20 protein-coding genes and 1 pseudogene are annotated in these 19,624 nt (G+C 33.8%); 15 read left to right on the top strand and 6 right to left on the bottom strand.

Going from position 1 to position 19,624, the window contains the following annotated elements:
• Positions 1-40: 40 nt before the first annotated feature.
• Together C3729_RS11865 and C3729_RS11860 are read right to left on the bottom strand one after the other, a co-directional pair.
• Positions 41-1,375: a cbb3-type cytochrome c oxidase subunit I gene (locus C3729_RS11865; RefSeq protein ID WP_104794355.1), complete on the bottom strand. Its 1,335-nt coding sequence runs from the start codon at positions 1,373-1,375 to the stop codon at positions 41-43.
• On the bottom strand, positions 1,359-1,745 hold the full coding sequence (locus C3729_RS11860; RefSeq protein WP_104794354.1) for a c-type cytochrome: 387 nt from the start codon (positions 1,743-1,745) through the stop codon (positions 1,359-1,361). Before C3729_RS11860 ends, C3729_RS11865 begins: the two co-directional genes overlap by 17 nt.
• A 216-nt stretch (positions 1,746-1,961) precedes the next feature.
• Between C3729_RS11860 and C3729_RS11855 the strand changes: the two genes are divergently transcribed.
• Entirely contained in the window at positions 1,962-4,094 is a 2,133-nt protein-coding gene (locus C3729_RS11855; RefSeq protein WP_104794353.1) for a helix-turn-helix domain-containing protein, read from the top strand.
• Here the strand turns inward: C3729_RS11855 and C3729_RS11850 are convergent.
• From C3729_RS11850 to C3729_RS11840, 3 genes are all read right to left on the bottom strand, one after another.
• Positions 4,091-5,977 (bottom strand): ABC-F family ATP-binding cassette domain-containing protein, encoded by a 1,887-nt coding sequence (locus tag C3729_RS11850; protein ID WP_104794352.1) that lies wholly within the window; start codon positions 5,975-5,977, stop codon positions 4,091-4,093. The genes C3729_RS11855 and C3729_RS11850 overlap by 4 nt on opposite strands.
• 80 nt (positions 5,978-6,057) lie before the next feature.
• A complete protein-coding gene (locus C3729_RS11845) occupies positions 6,058-6,390 on the bottom strand; it encodes a HopJ type III effector protein (protein WP_104794351.1) in 333 nt (110 codons plus the stop codon).
• An 11-nt stretch (positions 6,391-6,401) separates the two neighbouring features.
• Positions 6,402-7,265, bottom strand: coding sequence for a GH25 family lysozyme (locus tag C3729_RS11840; protein WP_104794350.1), 864 nt, complete (start codon positions 7,263-7,265; stop codon positions 6,402-6,404).
• 57 nt (positions 7,266-7,322) lie between these two features.
• Here C3729_RS11840 and C3729_RS11835 point away from each other — a divergent pair, with 57 nt between their 5' ends.
• From C3729_RS11835 to deoC, 5 genes are read left to right on the top strand one after another with little or no spacing between them, the layout of a single operon-like run.
• The gene (locus C3729_RS11835) at positions 7,323-8,588 is read left to right on the top strand and encodes an NAD(P)/FAD-dependent oxidoreductase (RefSeq protein WP_104794349.1); all 1,266 of its coding nucleotides are present in this window, start codon (positions 7,323-7,325) and stop codon (positions 8,586-8,588) included.
• Entirely contained in the window at positions 8,585-9,265 is a 681-nt protein-coding gene (gene trmD, locus C3729_RS11830; RefSeq protein ID WP_104794348.1) for a tRNA (guanosine(37)-N1)-methyltransferase TrmD, read from the top strand. The genes C3729_RS11835 and trmD overlap by 4 nt, the downstream gene beginning before the upstream one ends.
• Before the next feature lie 53 nt (positions 9,266-9,318).
• Positions 9,319-10,275 (top strand): endonuclease/exonuclease/phosphatase family protein, encoded by a 957-nt coding sequence (locus tag C3729_RS11825; RefSeq protein WP_104794347.1) that lies wholly within the window; start codon positions 9,319-9,321, stop codon positions 10,273-10,275.
• Positions 10,276-10,282: 7 nt separating this feature from the next.
• Positions 10,283-10,753 carry an Lrp/AsnC family transcriptional regulator gene (locus C3729_RS11820; RefSeq protein ID WP_069799474.1) on the top strand — a complete coding sequence of 157 codons (471 nt, stop codon included), beginning with the start codon at positions 10,283-10,285 and terminating at the stop codon, positions 10,751-10,753.
• A 4-nt stretch (positions 10,754-10,757) separates the two neighbouring features.
• Positions 10,758-11,501 carry a deoxyribose-phosphate aldolase gene (gene deoC / locus C3729_RS11815; RefSeq protein WP_165785773.1) on the top strand — a complete coding sequence of 248 codons (744 nt, stop codon included), beginning with the start codon at positions 10,758-10,760 and terminating at the stop codon, positions 11,499-11,501.
• Positions 11,502-11,571: 70 nt separating this feature from the next.
• Here deoC and C3729_RS11810 read toward each other — a convergent pair whose 3' ends face one another.
• Positions 11,572-11,931, bottom strand: coding sequence for a T9SS type A sorting domain-containing protein (locus C3729_RS11810; protein ID WP_104794345.1), 360 nt, complete (start codon positions 11,929-11,931; stop codon positions 11,572-11,574).
• A 115-nt stretch (positions 11,932-12,046) separates the two neighbouring features.
• Between C3729_RS11810 and hemB the strand changes: the two genes are divergently transcribed.
• The 9 genes and pseudogenes from hemB (at position 12,047) to C3729_RS11765 (ending at position 19,515) form a co-directional block, all read left to right on the top strand.
• Positions 12,047-13,039 carry a porphobilinogen synthase gene (hemB, locus tag C3729_RS11805; protein WP_104794344.1) on the top strand — a complete coding sequence of 331 codons (993 nt, stop codon included), beginning with the start codon at positions 12,047-12,049 and terminating at the stop codon, positions 13,037-13,039.
• Between the two features lie 310 nt (positions 13,040-13,349).
• Positions 13,350-14,078, top strand: coding sequence for an LPS export ABC transporter ATP-binding protein (lptB, locus tag C3729_RS11800; RefSeq protein WP_069799466.1), 729 nt, complete (start codon positions 13,350-13,352; stop codon positions 14,076-14,078).
• Between the two features lie 36 nt (positions 14,079-14,114).
• The gene (locus C3729_RS11795; protein ID WP_104794343.1) at positions 14,115-14,690 is read left to right on the top strand and encodes a cob(I)yrinic acid a,c-diamide adenosyltransferase; all 576 of its coding nucleotides are present in this window, start codon (positions 14,115-14,117) and stop codon (positions 14,688-14,690) included.
• A 25-nt stretch (positions 14,691-14,715) separates the two neighbouring features.
• Positions 14,716-15,336 carry a thiamine diphosphokinase gene (locus C3729_RS11790; RefSeq protein ID WP_104794342.1) on the top strand — a complete coding sequence of 207 codons (621 nt, stop codon included), beginning with the start codon at positions 14,716-14,718 and terminating at the stop codon, positions 15,334-15,336.
• 70 nt (positions 15,337-15,406) lie between these two features.
• Complete coding sequence (locus C3729_RS11785; protein ID WP_104794341.1) at positions 15,407-16,801, top strand: arginine decarboxylase; 1,395 nt, start codon at positions 15,407-15,409, stop codon at positions 16,799-16,801.
• A gap of 11 nt (positions 16,802-16,812) precedes the next feature.
• Positions 16,813-16,923: pseudogene (locus C3729_RS13420) on the top strand (agmatinase); the annotation flags it as partial.
• A 169-nt stretch (positions 16,924-17,092) separates the two neighbouring features.
• Positions 17,093-17,578, top strand: coding sequence for a BON domain-containing protein (locus C3729_RS11775; protein WP_104794340.1), 486 nt, complete (start codon positions 17,093-17,095; stop codon positions 17,576-17,578).
• 5 nt (positions 17,579-17,583) lie between these two features.
• The gene (locus C3729_RS11770; protein WP_104794339.1) at positions 17,584-18,000 is read left to right on the top strand and encodes an SH3 domain-containing protein; all 417 of its coding nucleotides are present in this window, start codon (positions 17,584-17,586) and stop codon (positions 17,998-18,000) included.
• A 264-nt stretch (positions 18,001-18,264) separates the two neighbouring features.
• Entirely contained in the window at positions 18,265-19,515 is a 1,251-nt protein-coding gene (locus C3729_RS11765) for a dicarboxylate/amino acid:cation symporter (RefSeq protein ID WP_104794338.1), read from the top strand.
• The last annotated feature ends 109 nt before the right edge of the window (positions 19,516-19,624 follow it).

Genomic DNA, 19,624 nt, shown 5'->3' with positions numbered 1-19,624 from the left:
AATAAATCAAAAGCCTGACTCGTGGAGAATCAGGCTTTTTTTACTGTATTTTCTTTGTCACAGATTGCCAACTAAATTTGAACAAAGGATAGAGTAGCGCTATCAGTGCCAAAAGAAGTACAGCGCCGGAACTGGTGAAAATTTTGAAATAAATGCTCAAGGCGTTAATCATGTCATAAAAACTCTTGTTTTGCAATTTTTCAGAAATTTTTTGTAGTCCCATTCCGACTAAACAAACCCAAAATATAACCAATGATAAATTGAAGACTAAAAGACTCCAATTGTATCTTTTCCAATTTAAAAAATGCGGCGCCACATCATCTACAATTAAAGTGATTGAAGCTAATAACAGTAAAGTATTGATGCCAATTGTAGAACCCATTGCATGCGCCACTGTAATATGTGTTCCGTGCGTATAGAAATTTATAGCAGGGATAGATATAGAAATAGAAAGAACCAAATTGAGCAAAATCCAGATTTCTGCGTAAGTAAGAATCTTAAACGAAAGCTTGTGATTTTGGTGGTTCGCTTTTAGATAAGTTTTTCTAAAAGAGTAAATAATATTCGCCAAAATAAGCAATTCCGTCATACTAATGCTGTAAGCAATCAGTTTCACTGTTGGTGAAGCAGGAACAATGTAAGTATGATGTCCCCAGTTGAACATGAGATTCGTTAAGCCAAGAAAATAAAAGAAAAATGCAATTTTGGATTGATTGATTTTTTGGTCTCCAGAGATTTTTTCCATAGCAAACATAGCAGTTCCGTAGACCAGCATATTCCAAGAACCTACCATAGAACCCATCGCTTTCCATTGAATGGTTACATCTCGAATGATATTGTCATTAAAAAATGATAATTGCCAAAGTTGAGCTTCTATTGTAGTAATCAAAAAGAAAATTAAACCTGTACTCCAACTCCAAATGTAAACAGGAACGGTCTTGTAATTGGGTTTTACCGTCATGAAGAAATTATACATGAAAATCAACCAAGAACTCACAATCAAAATCACGATATATGGCGGGAATTCTAAATATTCTCTTCCTCCGAATTTTCCTAGTACAAAGAAAACCGTTACCAAAACTAGTATTAAAATTTGCAAAGCGATTTGTAATTTCGCCAGTTTTTCAGAATAAATTTTTCTACCCGAAACTTCTGGTAAATAGTAATAAATAATTCCTGTAGCTGCTGTAAAAATCCAGTTGATAGAAAGATAAGTGTGAAGCGGTCTCATTTTTTGGAAAGACAATGTATCTTTCAATAAATTAGGATAAAGATGTTGCAATCCTCCTAAAACTCCAAAAACAAGTCCTAAAAAAAGCGAAAAAATGGCAATGATAATGAACCAACTTCCGATGATGTTATTTTTCAGTTTCATTTGGTGTAGTGTTTTTATAAGAAAAAGCGTTTTCGTCTACATATTTTAAATAATCTACCAATGCTTCTGTTTGTTCTTTACTGAAATGAAAATTAGGCATTCTGGTTCCGCCACCATTTTCTATAAAAGCTTTTACGTAGGCTTCTCCACGAGTTTTATCTGAAATAGCGGTGGTAAGTTCTGGACCTAAATATCCTCCTAAACCAAAAATCTGATGGCAAGATTGACAATTGTACTCTTGATATATTTTTTTACCCAATTGTTGTCGGGTAGTCATTACGGTTCCGTAGTCTGTTGCGCCTGTATAAATCCAAGAAGAATAAGTGGCAAACGCAAAAAAGAGCGTCAAAAAAATCCATATCTTTTTCATAGGATATCTCTTAAAAATTCTGGTGCAAAGTTAATTTCTTGGTCAATATCTTTTTTATGATTTATATCATCTATTAACTTGATAGTTTTTATATATCGTTAAATCTTTCTCCATTTTTTACATCAATAATTTTGAAAAATTAGATTTAAAATCTTCAGAATGCTAAATTCTCAAATCATCACATCTTGATTTTTTTTCACTATTTTTGAGCCTAGAATGAATAACCAACTTTTTGACCTTGTAGAAAACACTTCACGAAACATTTTCCTCACAGGAAAAGCAGGAACCGGTAAAACCACTTTTCTGAATAATTTCGTTAAAAAAACACGTAAAAAACACATTGTAGTAGCGCCTACTGGAATTGCTGCTATCAATGCTGGTGGTGTAACCATTCATTCTATGTTCGGGTTTCCACTCAGAACTTTTATCCCAACTTTAGACCGAATTAATGAAAATCTGGCGATGAATATTCCAGATTTAATGCAGCATTTTAAGTACAGAAAAGATAAACTAAAATTGCTAAGAGAAGTAGAAGTCATCATTGTGGATGAGGTTTCTATGCTAAGAGCTGATGTGTTGGATATGATGGATTTTTCGCTGCGCCATATTCGCAGAAATCAAGAAAAATTCGGAGGTGTTCAGATGCTTTTTATTGGTGATTTGTACCAACTTCCGCCTGTGGTAAGAGACGAAAATGAATACATTATGAAGCAATTTTATGCTTCGCCATTTTTTTTCGATGCTTTTGTTTTAAAAAACACCAATCTTCTCACGGTGGAATTGACCGAAGTTTTCAGACAAAAAGATGAAGATTTTCTAGAAATTTTAAATGAAATCAGAGACGGAAATCTTTCTAGGGAACATTACGAAAAACTTCACGAAAGATACATTCCAGATTTTGAACCAAAAGAAGAAGCCTACGTTTATCTCACTTCTCACAATAGAATTGCAGATGATATTAACACGAAAAAGCTCAATGAATTAGGTGGAAAAACGTATCAGTTTAAAGCTAAAATTGTTGGTGATTTCAAGGAATCTCAATTTCCAAATGAAGAAGTTCTAGAGCTCAAAGTAGGCGCGCAAGTCATGTTCATCAGAAATGACGCTACTCAAGAAAAAAAATATTTCAACGGAAAATTAGCAGAGGTGCTAGACTTGTCTGCTGATGAAATTTGGGTGAGAATAGATGGAGATGATGAAGATTATAAACTCAAAAAAGAAAACTGGGAACAGAAAAAATATTCTCTCGATGCAGAAAAAAACATCGAAGAAGAAGTGTTAGGAAGTTTCGAGCAGTATCCCATTCGTTTGGCTTGGGCGGTGACGATTCATAAATCTCAAGGACTTACTTTTGACCGATTAATTGTAGATGCTGGGAAATCTTTCGCTTCTGGTCAGGTTTACGTGGCACTTTCGCGCTGTAGAACTTTAGAAGGAATTGTTTTGAAATCTAAAATTTCTAGCGATGTGATTTTCAGTGATAGAAGAGTGGCAGAATTTCAAGATGCTACTCATGCAAATGACCGATTAGAAGAAATTTTGCATGCCGAAAAATACGATTACAGCATCAGAAAAGTGCTTCGTTATTTAGATATTTCATGGGCTAAAGAATCTTTGGAAACTTGGAATAAGGCTTCTAAAGAAAGCAAATTTGTAGACAAAGAAAAAACGCAGAATTTATATTTTCTCATCAAAAAATCTGTGGAAAATCTCACAGATATTTATCTGAAATTTGAAAAATTTATTTGGCCAAAAACCAGAAAATTCATTCAAACGCAAGAAAATTGGGAAGAAATAGAAATCAAATCTTCAGGAGCGGTAAATTTCTTTTTTACCAAGGTAAATGAAGAGATTTTCAAACCATTTAGAGAATTTTATGCCGAAACAAAAGGCGTAAAAGGAATGAAACAATACAATGAAGATACGCGAGTTTTTCTGGATGATTTAGAAGATTATTTGAACGATTTAAAGCAGGTTCACTTGTTAGAAAAACCTCTTTTTGACGAAAAAAATGACGAAAAAATTTCGGTGAAAATTGCCAAAGTTCCTTCTCATGTTTTATCTTATCAATTATTTGAACAAGGAAAAACGCTTAACGAAATCGCTTTGTCAAAGGGAGTTTTAGTGTCTACTATTTTTTCACACATGGCAAAAATTGCAGAACAGGGAGTTCTGGATTTTGAAGATATGAAAAGAATTTATCCTATCGAAAAAATAGAAATTTTCAAGAAAGTTTTTGATGAGAATCCTCAAGAAGAATTGAAAGATTGGTTAAAAGTTTTGCCAAAAGATTTTGAATTCCACGAAATCAGATTGCTTTGGAATTTCTTTTTGAAGAAGCAAAATTAATTTAGAATTTCCTGTAATTCTAGCCAACGCATCTCGTATTCTTCTAGTTTTTCGGAAACTTTTTCCAACTCAGCAGAAAGTGTTGCGATTTTCTCATAATCAGCTTCATTATTTAGTTTTTCTAGAATTTCAGAACGTTTTTTCTCTAATTCTGGCATTTCTTTTTCTATCGTTTCGAGTTCGCGCTGTTCTTTGAAAGAGAGTTTCTTTTTTGGTTGCTGGTTGTTGGTTGTTGGTTGTTGGTTTGTCACACTGAGCGGAGTCGAAGTGTCAGACTTTGGACTTCCGATTTCAGTCTTTTTCCATTCTCTAAATTCCGAAAAATTCCCAACAAAATCTTTGATTTTTCCATCACCTTCAAACGCCAAAACATGGTCTACAATTCTATCCATAAAATAACGGTCGTGAGAAACGATGATGAGACAACCTGCGAAATTCTGTAAAAAGTTTTCTAAAACCGTCAATGTTGGCAAGTCTAAATCATTGGTAGGTTCATCAAAAATCAAAAAGTTAGGATTTTGATACAACACATACATTAAGTGTAATCTTCGTTTTTCTCCGCCAGAAAGTTTAGAAATCGGCGAATATTGCGTTTGGTCGTCAAATAAGAAAATTCTTAAAAACTGCGATGCAGAAATGGTTCTTCCGTTGGCTAAAGGGAAATTTTCAGAAATATTTTTGATGAAATCTATTACTCTTTCTTCCTCGTTATATTGCAAACCTTTTTGCGAAAAATACCCAAATTTGATGGTTTCTCCTGTTTCTATTTCGCCAGAATTTTTGGGCTCTAAACCTTGAATAATATTGAGAAGTGTAGATTTTCCTGCTCCATTTTTTCCTACAATTCCTACTTTTTCGCCTCGCTGAAATGAATATGAAAAATCTTTGAGCAAAACCAAATCTCCATAACTTTTATTGATATTTTTGAGCTCCAAAATCTTTTTTCCCAATCTTTTCATTTCAAAATCGAGTTCCAGAGATTGCTTTTTGGTATTGGTTTTTGCTACTTTTTCGGTGTCGTAGAACGCATCAATTCTAGATTTTGATTTGGTGGTTCTCGCTTTTGGTTGACGGCGCATCCATTCTAATTCTTTTCGGTAAAGATTGTTGGCTTTGTCAATCGTAGCGTTCAGATTATCTTCACGAATCATCTTGTTTTCCAGATAAGTCGCATAACTTCCGTTATGAACATAGAGATTTTGGTCTTCCATTTCCCAAACCGTGTCGCAAACTGAATCCAGAAAATAACGGTCGTGCGTTACCAAAAGCAACGTAATCATGGTTTTAGAAAGGTAATTTTCTAACCATTCTACCATTTCTACGTCTAAGTGATTGGTAGGTTCGTCCATAATCAGCAAGACGTGTCTGTGTTCTGCTCTGGTTTCGGTAAGGAGTTTTGCAAGGGCAACTCTTTTGATTTGTCCTCCAGAAAGTGTGCCCATCTTCGCCTCTAAATTGGTGATTTTTAGTTGCGAAAGAATTTGTTTCATTTCGGTTTCTAAATCCCAAGCTTTGTGAATTTCCATTTCTGCCAAAGCTTTTTCTATGAATTTTTGGTCAGTAGAATGAAGCGATTTGTGATAATTTTTAAGCGCTTGAATAGGCTTAGAATCGAGTGTCATCATAAATTCTTCCACAGAAAGTTGAGAGTCAAACTCAATTTCTTGGTCGAACAAAACTACCTGAACATCTTTATTAATCACTACTTCGCCAGAATCTGCAATTTCTTTTCCTAAAAGGATTTTCAAAAGCGTAGATTTTCCAGTGCCGTTTTTGGCGACAATCGCAATTTTGTCTCCTTCATTGATATGGAAAGAAATATTTTTAAAAAGCGTTTTGATGCAATAAGATTTGGTCAGATTTTCTGCGGAAACGTAGTTCATGTTAGGTTGAGGAAAAGGTTAAGGTTGAGATTGCGAAAGTACAAAAAATGAAATGGGAATAAATTTTATTGTGAAAAGATTTATTTTTTCTTCAAAGCTTCTCCTTCGAAAACAATTCCTTCCCAGCCAAATTTCATGAAATTTCTGATATTTTGATGGTCTGTTCCTTCTGGATTTTTCAAAACGTCTTCTCTGTAAAACTCGCTAAATAATAAAAGCGTCTCTTCTGGAGAAAGTTGGTTGATTTTGGCAAAACTGAAAACTTTGCAAGAGCCATTATTTTGATTGGCTTCATTTACCGTATTTCCATTGGTGAATTTAGAGGGTGTGAATTCGTAATATTCATCTATATAAGCAATTACGTTGCTGAAAACCAATTCTTCTGGTGTGTTTTTTAATTGTTCTACTATCATTTTATTTTTCTTTAATCAAGTTTTAATTCGCTGAAACTCCAAGAATTTCCATTATAAATATTAAGGTCAACTTTTACATTAATTCCTTTTACAATGCCTTTTTCCGTGAATTGCCACATTTTCCATGAGTCTTCTTCCGACGGAACTAAAACATCATTGTAGTTGGCTAGCCAAAGTGGATAATCGTCAAACTCGCCACGCAAATAATCTTTGTAGTAATGGTAATAAGTATAGATAATTGGCTTTTCACAATATTTTTCTTCTATAATTTTACACCAAACCTTCAAGTCTTCTATCAATTTTTCCTTAGATTTTCTTCTGGGAATTCTTTCGATGTCTAAAACAGGTCGTAAATCTCCGCTTTCTAAATGTACACTTTCTAAGAAATTATTAGCTTGTAAAATAGGGTCTTCGTCTGCACGATAAAAATGATAAGCACCTCTTGTAAGATTATTTTCTTTGGCTAATTCCCAAAAATCATCAAAATGTTTATCTTTTTTTCGATTTCCCATAGTCGCCCTCATAATTACAAATTCTAATGGTATTGAACCATTGGCAATGGTAAGGCTGTCCCATTTTATGTCTCGTTTGTGCTGATAATGAGAAATATCGAAACCGAAAATTTTGTCATTATATTCAGTGACGATTTTATTGATTCTTGCGGTTTCTTCTTCCGAATTTTTTAAATTTTTATGTACAAATTTCTCAAAATACATGGCGTAATAAAATGCCACTTTGTCTCTGAGGTAAAGCCCAGTTCCTAGCAAGGTTAATCCTAAAATAGCCAACAAAATATATCTGCGAAAAAGATAATTTTTTCGTCTGGTTTTATGGATTTTTTTTCTTTTGGTGGCTTTTGGATTGGTTTTTGACATAAGTTTTGCAAAAGTAAAATTTTTAGAAAATAAATTCAGTAATTTTGCCAGAATCTTATGGAAATTAGAGATAAAATAATCGTCATCGGTGGTGGTTTTGCAGGATTGCAATTCGCTAAAAAACTTAATGGCAATCGTACCAAGAAATTGGTGATGATTGACAAAGCGAATCATCATATGTTTCAACCGTTATTTTATCAAGTAGCTTGCGGAAGAATTGAGCCTTCTAATATTTCGTTTCCGTTTAGAAAGATTTTTCAGCGTTCTAAAAATATTCAATTTAGAATGACGGAAGTGAAACAGATTATTCCTTCGGAAAATAAAATTATTACAGAAGACCATGTTTTTCACTATGATAAATTGGTGATTGCAACTGGCTGTAAAACGAATTTCTTTGGAAATCAAAAAATGGAAAATCTGGCTTTTGGGATGAAAAATACTCAGGAAGCGATTTCTATAAGAAACCATGTTTTGCTTACTTTCGAAAAATTAATTATTGAAAAAAGCAGAAGTGATGATGGCAATTGGAACATCGTAATCGTAGGTTCCGGACCAACTGGTGTGGAATTGGCTGGTGCTTTTGCCGAAATGAAAAGAGAAATCTTGCCGAGAGATTATCCTAGAATGAATTTTGATGATTTAGAAATTATTTTGGTGAGTTCTACCGAAAAACCTTTGGCGGTAATGAGCGAAGAATCTCAAGGAAAATCAGAAAAATATTTGAAAGATTTGGGCGTGAGATTTATCTCAAACGATAGGGTGACAGATTATGATGGTGATAGAGTTTATCTAAGTTCTGGGAATATCATTCCGAGCAATAATGTGATTTGGGCAGCAGGTGTAACTGGGAATATTATTGAAGGATTAACCGAAAATTCCATTAAAAACAATAGGTACATCGTAGACCGATATAATAAAATAGTAGGATTTGATGATATTTATGCGATAGGAGATATTGCCTACATGGAAACCCCAAAATATCCAAATGGTCATCCTCAAGTGGCGAATGTAGCGATTAATCAAGGAAAAAATTTGGCTAAAAATTTCTTGAAAAAATCAGAGAATGAATGGCAACCTTACGAATATGATGACAAAGGAAGCATGGCAACCATTGGGAAGCATAGAGCAGTAGTAGATTTGCCAAAATTTAAATTTCAAGGGATTTTTGCGTGGTATTTTTGGATGTTTCTTCATTTAATGTTGATTTTAAGTGTAAGAAATAAACTCGCCATTTTCTTCAATTGGATGTGGAGTTACATTAATAGAGATTCTTCGCTTCGCTTAATCATCATCCCAAATAAAAAAAATAAAACCGAACAATGAGAATAGATATTATAAGTGCAGTTCCTGATTTATTAGAAAGTCCTTTCAAAACTTCCATCTTGAAAAGAGCAATGGAAAAAGGTTTGGCAGAAGTTCATTTTCATAATGTTCGTGATTTTGCATTTAACAAACATCGTCAAATAGATGATACAGTTTATGGTGGTGGCGCTGGAATGGTGATGATGTGTGAACCATTAGATTTATGTATTTCTCAGTTAAAAGCTGAGAGAGAGTATGATGATGTTATTTACTTAACTCCAGATGGAGAAACTTTTAACCAAAAAATAGCGAATTCTTACTCGCTGAAGAAAAATTTAATTCTGCTTTGTGGTCATTACAAAGGAATAGACCAAAGAATTAGAGATTTACACATTACCAGAGAGATTTCGATTGGTGATTTTGTGCTAACTGGTGGCGAACTGGCAGCTTGTGTACTTGCTGATGCGATTATTCGTCTTTTGCCAGGCGTTTTAAATGATGAACAATCTGCTTTGACGGATAGTTTTCAAGATGATTTGCTTTCTCCGCCTATTTATACCAAACCAGAGGTTTACAAAGGAATGCGAGTTCCAGAAATACTTTTAAGCGGTAATTTTGGGAAAATTGAAGAATGGAGACATCAGAAAGCAATAGAAATTACACAGCAGAAAAGACCAGATTTATTAAAAGATTTCTAATCATAATAAATTATTTTTACTAAATTTACAATCCGAAAAATTGAGGCAAGGCTATGGAGAATTTTTTGAAAAAAGAACTTGTCATGTTCTATAATGTAGAAAACTTGTTTTCTCCAGACCCTAAACCAACACATTTTTTAGATCCTACCATTTCTGGATTAAGGAATTGGGACGAAAGAAAGTATCAGAATAAACTTCGAAAAATTGCCAATGTTTTTAGGCTAATCGAAGAAAAAGAAGAGGTGCTTCCGATGATTGTAGGTTTATGTGAAGTGAATAATGAAGAGGTTTTACAAGACTTGATTCAACAAGAGCCCCTTCAAAATTATGATTTTGTTCATTATAATTCTTTAGATGAAAGAGGCGTAGATACAGCGCTTCTGTATGATAAGAGAAAAATAGAATTAGTAGATTCTGAAGCCATTTCTTTTATTTTCGAAGGAGTGAATGAAGAGCAAGATGAGTATTATGATACAACCAGAGATGTTCTTTTTTGTAAATTGAAATACAATGATGAATTGCTAAATGTTTTTGTGGCACATCTTCCTTCAAAAAGAGAAAAAGATGTAAACAAACCCAAAAGAGATTACATTCTTCATTCAATTAAAGAAAGAGTTCTTACATTATTAGAAAAAGAAGAACCCGTAATAATTTGTGGAGATTTTAACGATGACCCGATTGAAGAAAATCTAAATAATTTATTATATGACAATGGAGTTGATAAAATCTTAGTGAATCCATACATAGAATTATACAATAATAAAATCTATTCTACGTTTCACTACAATCAAGGACTGTTGTTCGATCAGATTCTATTTTCTAATCATTTCTTTTTGCCTATTTCTTCATTAGCATTTAAAAGTGCTGTAGTCTTTAATTCAGAAAAATTAAGTAATTGGGACAAAAAGTTTAAAGGAAGACCTTTTAGAACTTTTGCAGGAACCAGATATCTTGGTGGGTATAGCGATCATTATCCCGTTTATACAATTTTAGAAACAAAAGACAATTAAATTAAAAATGAAAAGCGTTACAGAAGTAGGTTACAAGCTAGATGCAATAGATAAAAAAATAATCTATATGCTCATGGACAATGCCAAAACATCTTTGGCTCAAATTTCTAAAAACATTGGTATTTCTACCACTGCTGTACATCAGAGAATAAAAAAACTAGAAACCGCAGGCGTAATAGAAAATTCTGTATCTTTTCTTAATCCAAGAAAAATAGGTTACAAAGTAGTTTCTTACATCGGCGTTTACATGGATCAACCAAGTCATTTCCAAGAACTGATTAAATCTCTGAACGAAATTAATGAAATCGTAGAAGCTCATTATACTACAGGAAACTGGACGGTTTTCCTTAAAGTACTTTGTATTGATAATGATCATCTCATGCAAATTTTAAGCAAAATACAGAAGCTAAAAGGCGTCACAAGAACAGAAACTTTCATATCTTTGGAGCAAAGTATTAACAGACAATTAAAAGTGTAACATTATGAAAATCAACACTTATTTAGATTCTACTTATCTAAAAACTCCAGCTCAATCTGGTCTTACCGAAGAACAAACGCTAGAAACGGTAATTAATCTTGCCAAAGAAGCCATCGAAAATGACATTTTTGCAGTAATGATAAGACCTGATTACGTTAAAAAAATGAAGCAATTCCTTACAGAGCAAAATTCTAACGTAGTAATCGGTACTGTAATCGGTTTCCACGAAGGAACTTATTCTAAAGAACATAAATTAGCTGAAGCTCAAAAAGCAATCGAAGATGGAGTAGATGAATTAGATTTCGTAATCAATTATGAAGCGTACAAAAATGGTGAAGTAGATGCTGTGAAATCAGAATTTGTAGATTGTACAAAACTTTGCTTAGATAACGGTAAAATCGCAAAATGGATTATAGAAATCGCAGCGCTTACCGATGAGCAAATTGCAGATATTACCAAAAAAATCTCAACTTGGGCTGAAGAAAATTTCAAAACAGAAGATTTACACAGAATATTTGTGAAATCATCTACAGGTTTCTACCAAACAGAAGGCGGAAAACCAAATGGAGCAACTGTAGAAGGAATTAAAATCATGCTAGAAAACGCAGGTTCACTTCCTGTAAAAGCTGCAGGTGGTGTAAGAACACCAGAAGAAGCAGAATATATGATTAACCTAGGCGTAAAAAGAATAGGAACATCTTCTGCAAAAGCATTAATAAAAAACGAAGAAGTTTCTGGAGGTTACTAATCTTTAGAAATTTCCAAAAATAAAAAACCATCGAACTTCGATGGTTTTTCTTTTTTATGATTAAAAAAAATTATTGCTGTTTTACCACTTGCGTTACCTTTTGGGTATTGTCTGACAAAGTGTATTTCATTAAATATTTGCCAGGTTTCAGTTTGTCTAATCTAATTTCGGCGGTGTTCATGTTTACCATGGTTTCTGAAACTTGAGTCCCGATAATAGAGTAAAAAGTTACGGATTTTACCTTTAGCATTGGGTTTTTAGCTTTTACAATGATAAAATCTCTTGTAGGATTAGGATAAGCGACTAAAACTCCATCATCAGATTTTTGAGAATCAGAAAGCGGCTCTCTTAATGTTTGTTGAGCTTTTGCTTCGCCCGAAAACATTAATAAACCTACCGAAAATAATATAAAATATAAAGTTCTTTTCATTTTACTTAATTCATTCTTATCTCAAAGAATATACAAATTTATTTAAACGAATTGATATACACAATAGTTATAAATAACTAAATTTGCAGCGTATAAAACAAACTTTGTTCCAAAAATGATAATTTTTTCAAGAAATAGAAGATTACGTACTAACGAAAGTATCAGAAGTCTTGTGAGAGAAACAGTACTCACTACCAATGATTTTGTAATGCCAATGTTCGTAATGGAAGGCGAAAACGCACAGGAAGCTATTCCATCAATGCCGGGAATTTTCCGCAGAACAGTAGATTTAACGGTGAAAGAATGTAAAGAACTTCTTTCACTGGGAGTGAAAGCGGTTAATATTTATATGAAAGTTCCAGAAAATTTAAAAGACAATCTCGGAACCGAAGCTTGGAATCCGCATGGTTTGATGCAAAGAACCATCAGAGAAATTAAAAATGCTATTCCAGAAATGATTGTAATGCCAGATGTTGCATTAGACCCTTATTCAATCTATGGTCACGACGGAATTATTACCAACGGACAAGTAGACAATGATGCGACTAATGATGCTTTGGCAAGAATGTCTGTTTCTCACGCAGAAGCAGGTGCAGATGTTGTGGCGCCAAGTGATATGATGGATGGTAGAGTTGCTGCAATTCGTCAAGCTTTAGAAGAAACAGGTCATACCAACGTAGGAATTTTGAGCTACGCTGCAAAATATGCAAGTTCATTTTACGGACCTTTCAGAAGTGCATTAGATTCTGCTCCGAAAGATTTTCAGGAAATTCCAAAAGATAAAAAGACTTACCAAATGGATTTTCATAATTCTAGAGAGGCCTTAAATGAAGTGTACAAAGACATCGAAGAAGGTGCAGACATTATTATGATAAAACCGGGTCTTCCGTATTTAGATATCGTTGCAAAAGTTCGTCAGGAAATAGATTTACCCATCGCAGTTTATAATGTAAGCGGAGAATACGCAATGCTGAAAGCGGCTGCTCAAAACGGTTGGTTAGATAATGATAAAGCCATTATAGAAAGCCTTACTTGTATTAAAAGAGCTGGTGCAGATATGATTTTTACTTATGCTGCCAAAGAAGCTGCTATTCTTTTAAATCAATAGGGCGCCAAATTCCAGCTTTCGCTACTCGCTTTTTTTCTGCAGCGGCGAAGCCGCCGCAGAAAAAAGAGCTCAAACATGCCGCTCAATCTGGGGCGCAAGTTCAGGGATTTTTAGAACCTATTTTTCTAAAAATAACTTACAGAAAAAAATATAACCAACCCTTTCTGCGTTTTATGCACATACAAAAAACGCAGAAAGGGTTTCGTAATTTGAAAACTTCCATTTTTTTAACTTAAGATTTGCAATTTTAAGACTTCCGACTTCCGACTTCCAACTTCATACTTCTGACTTTTTTCATATCTTTGTCTCTATGATTTTACGTGGCGAAAATTTAATTAAAGAATACGGACCTAAAAAAGTAGTAAAAGGCGTTTCCGTAGAAGTAAAAAAAGGAGAAATTGTAGGTTTACTCGGGCCAAATGGTGCGGGAAAAACCACTACTTTCTATATGATTGTGGGATTGGTAAAACCTACTTCTGGCAAAATTACGCTTGACGGAAAAGATATTACCAATGATGCCATGTATAAACGTGCGCAAAAAGGAATTGGTTATTTGGCTCAGGAAGCTTCTGTTTTTAGAAAGCTGTCGGTAGAAGATAATATTTTAGGCGTTTTACAACTCACAAATAAATCCAAAGAAGAGCAAATCCGCAGAACCAATGAACTCATCGAAGAATTTTCTTTAGAACACGTTCGCAAAAACCGTGGAGATTTACTTTCAGGTGGTGAAAGACGTAGAACCGAAATCGCGCGATGTCTCGCAACAGACCCAGATTTTATTCTTCTTGACGAACCTTTTGCAGGAGTAGACCCAATTGCTGTGGAAGATATTCAGAAAATCATTAGAAGTTTGGTGAAAAAAGACATCGGTGTTTTGATAACCGACCACAACGTACAACAAACTTTGGCGATTACCAATAAAACCTACATCATGTTCGAAGGAAACATCTTAAAAGAAGGTGTTCCAGAAGATTTAGCTAATGATCCACAAGTAAGACAAGCTTATTTGGGTGAGAATTTTAGATTTGAAAAATTCTAAACATCCATCATCTAACTTCCAATATCCATCAATTTTATGAAAATTTACACCAAAACTGGCGATAAAGGCGAAACTTCTTTATACGGAGGAACTAGAGTTTCTAAAGCTGCTGCAAGAGTAGAATCTTACGGGACTTTAGACGAACTCAATGCGTTCATTGGTTTGGCAAAAGCCGAAATTTCTGATGAAAAAGTTTTAAGTCAATTACAAAAAATTCAATTTGATTTATTTACCGTAGGTTCAGAAGCAGCAACGCCAACAGATAAAATGTTTTTGGCAAATGGTAAAAGCAGGTTAGATTTGTTAATTTCCGAAGAAGAAATTATGGAATTAGAACGTTGGATGGACAATTTTGATGCAGAATTAGAACCTTTACAATTCTTTATTTTACCAAGCGGTGGAAAAGCTGCTGCATGTATTCACGTTTGTAGAACGGTTTGCAGAAGAGCAGAACGCGCTATGGTTCATCTCAATGAAACCGAAGAAGTAAGACCAGAACTCATCAAATATCTCAATAGATTGTCTGATTATCTGTTTATTTTGGCAAGATATATTTCTAAAATTTCTGGAGAAAAAGAAGAATACTGGAATCCTTCAGAAAGAGCTAAGTAAAACGCTCTAAACAATTATAAAATCTGTGATAAAATCTGCCCTACTTTTCATCAACGGAACGCCTCCTAATGAACTTCCTCATTTGGAAGGTTATGATGTGATGGCTTGTAGCGATGGAGCTTTTCATTATTTAAAAGATAAAAATTTCCCTCTGGATAAACTTGATTTTATTTCAGGAGATTTTGATTCTCATGAAGGCAGTGACGAAAATATTTACCACGAAAAATTCATTCATACTCCAGATCAAGATTTTACCGATTTTCAAAAAGCTTTAGATATTCTCAAAAATCATGGTGTACAAAAAGTAGACGTTTACGGAGGAAGCGGTGGTGAACAAGACCACTTTTTAGGAAATCTTCACGTAGCTTTTCTCTTTAAAAATGAAATGGAAATCACTTTTTTTGACGAGTTTTCCAGATATTTTTTCATTTCCAAAAATTTTAAAATTCACGAGGTAGAAGGAAAGATGATTTCGCTTTTACCATTTCCTTTTGTAGAAAAAATTTCGACTAAAGGTCTTAACTGGGAGCTCTTTAATGAAGATTTGAGCTTAACCAAAAGAGTAGGAACCCGAAATTTTGCCCGAGAAAACACTGTAGAAATCACGTATGAAAACGGTGATGTATTGATTTTTATCGGAATCTAAATTTGTGATTTTTTAACTCAAAAAATTCAATCTTTTTTTGCATTTTTGTAGTCTTAAATTTTTGCAATAAATGAAGATAAAATATGCTGAACTTATTGACCAAACACTTTACTTTCCGCAAGAGGAATTTAAGTATGAGGATCAACAGTTGTACTTTCATGATATTCCATTGATGGACTTGGTAGAAAAATTCGGAACTCCTTTGAAGTTCAGTTATTTACCTAAGATTTCGCAAAACATTCAGCGTGCAAAAACGTGGTTTAAAGATGCCATCAAAAAGAATGAATATAAAAATTCTTACAGATACTGTTACTGTACCAAATCTTCGCATTTTTCTTTCGTATTAGAAGAAGCGCTAAAGAATGATATTTCTATCGAAACGTCTTCTGCTTTTGACATGAATATTGTTAAAAATCTATTCGAAACAGGGAAAATTGATAAGACAATAGAAGTGGTTTGTAATGGTTTCAAAACCGATGATTATTTGGCTAAAATTTCAGATTTAATCAATAATGGTTTTGAAAATGTGATTCCTGTTTTAGATAATTACAGAGAATTAGATAAACTGACCGAAAGTATAGATACTACCTTTGACATTGGGATTAGAATTGCTTCGGAAGAAGAGCCTAAATTCGAATTTTATACCAGTAGATTAGGAATTGGGTACAAAGATATTATCCCTTATTACAGCCAAAAAATTGCAGAACACCCGAATGCAAGGTTGAAAATGCTTCACTTTTTCATCAATACCGGAATTAAAGATACTGCGTATTATTGGAACGAACTTTTCAAATGTTTGAGAGTGTATGCAAGATTGAAAAAAATTGCTCCAGAAGTAGATTCACTAAATATTGGTGGTGGTTTCCCAATTAAAAATTCTCTTCAATTTGATTATGATTATGAATATATGGCAAATGAAATTGTGTATCAAATCAAAAAATTCTGTGAAGAAGAAGGGGTAGAAGAACCAAACATTTATACTGAATTTGGTAGTTTTACAGTAGGTGAAAGTGCTGGAAATTTATATAAAATCATTTCTCAAAAACGCCAAAACGACAGAGAAAAATGGAACATGATAGACTCTTCTTTCATGACTACACTTCCAGATTCTTGGGCGATTTCTAAGCGTTTTATCATGTTTCCGCTGAATCGTTGGGAAGATTCTTACGAAAGAGTTTTCTTGGGCGGATTAACTTGTGATTCAGATGATTATTACAATTCTGAGCAACATGCGAATGCGATTTATTTGCCAGTATTCAGCGATACCAAACCATTATACATCGGTTTCTTTAACACAGGAGCTTATCAGGAAAGTATTGCTGGTTTTGGTGGAGTTCACCACTGTTTATTGCCTCAGCCAAAACATATTCTCATCCAAAAAGCTAAAAACGGAAAGTTACAATACGAAGTTTTCAGCGAAGAGCAAAAACCAGAAGATGTATTGCATCTTTTAGGGTATAAATAATTGGTAAACAGAGTTTTGATGTTGTTAAATCAATGGATTCTCCTTACGTGAAACCTACTGCGTTTTTAACAGCTAAGTTGTACTATAAAATGTTTGTTTACTATCATTTAAACCAAAAATAAAAAATTGATTTATTCAAAATAAATTTTAAAGCCTCAGAATTCTGGGGCTTTTTTGTTGGAATCTCATTTGAATTTTTAAAAATTTAATAAAACTTTATAAAAATTGTATAAAGCAGACCTAGTTTTTATCTTTACATTTGGAAACAATAATCATTAAAATCCTCTCATTATGAAAAAAACGATTAAAATCACTGCTTTAGCTTTCGTGGTTTCTTTTGCAGCCATCTCATGTCAAAAATCTGTTTCAGATGCAGAACTGACTACACAATCTACTACAGCTATCTCTGCGTATCCTGAAACTTCCGTTGAGGTAAAAGATGGAGTGGCACATTTAAGCGGAACTTTTGCTTCTCAAGGAGATAAAGATGCTGCCATTGCTGCGATTAAAAATATTAAAGGAGTAAGAGATGTAATGGATATGGCAAGTGTAGAAGCTGCTGATCCTGTAATGGAGACGATTACAGCGATTGACCAAGAAACCCAACAAAAAGTAGCAGATGCTATTAAGGATTTTCCATCGGTAAAAATGGGCGTGGTGAATGGCGAAATTACTTTAACTGGAGAAGTTACAGCAGAACAAGCAAGAAAAATTAAAATGTCTGTAGATGCCCTGAAAGTAGGAAAAGTAAATTATGATTATAACGTTAAAAAATAATTACCATGTCATTACAAGAAAAATACTCAAAGGTAGTTTCGGCTGCTCAGTCGGCTGAAATTAATGATTTAAAGGTAGTGGAGCAAGACGGCATTCTTTACATTTCTGGAAATACTTCTACAAGCGCTGCAAAAAATAAAGTTTGGGATGCTTATGGAGAGTTAGATGCCTCTTATTCAGCTTCTGATATCAACATAAATATACAAATTACAGGTTTAGCTAAAGGAACTCCATTAACTGTAGATACAGAAAATTCTAATTTGAACATCAGACAAGAACCTTCTATAGAAGGAGTAATTTTAGGAAAAGCTGCAAAAGGCGAAGTAGTAACTCTAGTAGAACAATCTTCTAGCGATTGGTGGAAAATTAAAACCCAAGACGGAGAAGAAGGTTACGCTTATTCTAGATATTTAAAAGCTTAATTCCAATTCTCAAAAATATATTTACAGTCCCGAATTTTTCGGGATTTTTTATTTTGGGCCATCCCGAAAATTTCTTCAAAGCTTTTGCCATTCAAGAAATTTCGGGACCGCGCTATTCGTTACAATCTTTTTCGGTGGCGGCAGCAAAGCTGCCGCCACTAAAAAGGATTTCCACTGCTATCGCTTGTCCAGAAATACCGCTTCAAAACAATTACCAAAATTTCATTAAAAAAACTATATTTGTATTCTATAGAAAATCAATATATGAAAGGACAAAACAAACTTTTCTTTGCAATTATCATTGCTTTAGTTTTAGGGGTAATTATTGGTGGAGTAGTACACACTCAGTTTCCAGAAAATACAGAATCTTTTTCTAAAAATATAAAACTTCTCGGAACCATTTTCATCAGATTAGTACAGATGATTATCGCACCATTGGTTTTCACAACATTGGTTGTGGGAATCGCGAAAATGGGAGATACTGCCATGATTGGTAGAGTGGGAGGTAAAGCAATGCTTTGGTTTATTACCGCATCTTTGGTTTCGCTTTTGTTAGGTTTGGTTTTGGTAAATTGGTTAGAACCTGGTCACGTTACCAAATTACCTATTCAAGATGCCAATTCTGCAAAAGAAATCTTGGATAACTCAAAAGGATTTTCTCTAGAAGATTTTGTGAAACACGTAGTCCCAAAAAGCGTTTTCGAAGCTTTTGCTACCAATGAAGTTTTACAAATTGTATTGTTTTCTATTATGTTTGGCATTGCCCTTTCTCATTTGGGAGATGAATATTCTAAACCTGTAATCAAGTTTTTAGATATTTGTGCACATGCTATTTTGAAAATGGTAGGTTATATCATGTGGTTTGCTCCACTGGGTGTTTTAGGAGCTATAGCAGCAGTTGTGGCAACCAATGGTTTCGAAATTTTCAAAGTTTATGCGATTTATCTTCGAGATTTCTTCTTTGCACTAGCTGTTTTATGGTTGATTTTATGTATTGTAGGTTATCTCATTTTAGGAAATAGATTATTCGAATTATTAAGAAGAATCAAAGAACCTTTGCTTATCGCCTTTTCTACAACCAGTTCTGAAGCCGTTTTTCCGAAGTTGGTAACAGAATTAGAGCGCTTTGGGTGTAATAACAGAATTGTATCATTCATTCTACCACTAGGATATTCTTTCAATTTAGATGGAAGTATGATGTATATGACTTTCGCATCTATTTTCATTGCTCAGATTTATGGAATCGACATGACAGTTGGTCAACAAATCACTATGCTTTTAGTGTTAATGTTGACTTCAAAAGGAATTGCAGGAGTTCCAAGAGCGAGTTTGGTGATTATTGTAGCGACTTGTTCTATGTTTGGAATTCCGCCAGAAGGAATTGCCTTAATTTTACCGATTGACCATTTCTGCGATATGGGAAGAAGTATGACCAATGTTTTAGGAAACGCACTCGCTACTTCAGCCGTTTCTAAATGGGAAGGGCAGCTCGATAATCACGGTGGTGAGTTATAAAAATTTTAAAAATGACTAGTCCTAAAAAACCGATACAGATTATAGGGCAAAAATAAATAATTAAACCAAAGCAAAAACGTTTTTGCTTTGGTTTTTGTTTTTATAGGTT

Source organism: Cloacibacterium normanense (genome assembly GCF_002943105.1).
Taxonomy (GTDB): Bacteria; Bacteroidota; Bacteroidia; order Flavobacteriales; family Weeksellaceae; genus Cloacibacterium.
The sequence above is the reverse complement of the archived record's forward strand: the minus strand, read 5'-3'. Positions and strand labels throughout refer to the sequence as shown.